This is a genomic window from Mycobacterium sp. NGS68, from assembly GCF_059812195.1.
In genome coordinates, this window is record NZ_JCALCE010000073.1 from 1 (window position 1) to 1768 (window position 1768).

General features: G+C 64.3%; 1 pseudogene. It reads right to left on the reverse strand.

The features are described from left to right. Positions 1–151 precede the first annotated feature (151 nt). Positions 152–1698: pseudogene (locus tag AC5Y5V_RS31285) on the reverse strand (IS1182 family transposase). Positions 1699–1768 lie beyond the last annotated feature (70 nt).

Here is a 1768-nt window from a genome sequence, read left to right on the forward strand (position 1 = left end):
TGAATTAAGGGGTTTGGGGGCGGGGTGTCTCAAGGCGCTCTGTGGCGCTGATTTGAAAGTCAGACCGCTGGGGTCGACACTACGAGCTCACCCCGCCGTGTTCAGGGTGACAGGCCAGTGGCGGTGTGGGCAAGCCCGCGATGTTGGCGGATTAGGCGATGGCCCATCCGGTGGGGGTGTTGGTCAGGCCTAGGGTGATCAGTCGGCGCAGGTTCAGTGCTGCGACGCGGTGGTGTAGCCAGTGGTCGTTTTTGGCCACGCCGCGGTAGCGCAGTTTGCGGTTGCCTTTCACTAGCCAGGCGATGGCGCGTTCGACCGTGGGCCGGTATTGGCGGTATTCGTTAAGCCACTGCGGGTCTCGTGCCTGGCGGCGTGCGGCTCGCTGCAGCGCGTCGTGAGGGCGGACCCACAGGGCTTTCCCGGTGGCGTTGGTGGTGCATCGGCTGCGCAGTGGGCAACTGCGGCAGGCCACCCCGAAGTTGGCGTATCCCGCGCGGCTAATGGATCGAATTACCCCGGCCGGGCAAGTCGCGGTGCGTGCAGCATGGTCGACCACGAAGTCATCAACGCTGAATCCGCCCGCGATGGCACTGCGCACGGGTGCGGGTTTGACCCGGTCGATGTGGGATCGCGCGAAAAGTTCTGCACGGAAATCGCCGGTCCCGTATGCAGAATCGGCCAACACGGTGAGCGGGGAATTCTCGTCCTCGAGCAGTGCCAACCCGATGGTGGCTTCGTGATTGTCAGCACCGTTGGCTGCCCGTAGAGCGCAGTCAGTGATGATGCCGGTATCGGGTTCGGCCGCGATATGGGCTTTGTAACCGTCCTGGCGGCGCGTGACCGTCTTGTGCACATGGCGGGTCTCAGGATCCACCGTGGAGATCACCCGATCACCGGCGACGTTGCGGGCGATGCGCCAGTGCCCATCGGTGCCATAGAACCCTCCACGGGTTCCACGTCCTGGCCGGCCACCAGTGCCAGCAACGCCACCGCTTCAGCCGCCCGCGGACCCAGATTCTGCTCGGGTAAATACCCCAAGACCCGGTGAGCGTCGCTGACCAACGCGTCCACCAACGCCTCCCGCGCCGCAACATCGTCCCAGCTGATGGCCGGTTTACCCGGATCGGTGTAATCATGGGCCGTGCAGTGCCCGGCGATAACCTCGCTCGCGCCGGGAACCTCACGACCGACCCGCCGGATCGCCCCGATCAGCTGGGTGACGGTGTCCTGGGTGGCCACCGCATCATCGAGCACTGTGGAATCCAACGCCCGGCGCGTCCTACCCGATAACACCCCGGTCTGGGCGACCACGGCTTTGACCGCCTCAAAGATCCGATTCGGGTGATCAGAAGCCGCCAAGCGCCGCCGCCAATACGTCAACGTCGTGGAATGAAACCCGCCCGCGCTGACCGCCAACCCGCAGGCCGCCTTCCACCGCAAATCGAAGGTGACCGCATCCACTGTCTCGTTATCGGAGAGCCCGTGCAGCGCCTGCAAGGTGATCACGCTGGCCATCACCTCAACCGGCACACTGGGCCGGCCCCGCCGCGACGGGAACAAATCGGCGAACATCTCCTCAGGAAACAACTCATGCCTATGCGCCGCCAAAAACGCAAAGACGCTGTCGCCCTTCACAAGATGCCCGGCAACCGACTCCGCATCCAACAACTCACGCTGATCATCAGACCGCCCCTGCACCCACCAATCATCCCAACCGCCACAGCCCGAACACCGCCACCACGCGGCGATTAATTCAGCAGACTCCTAG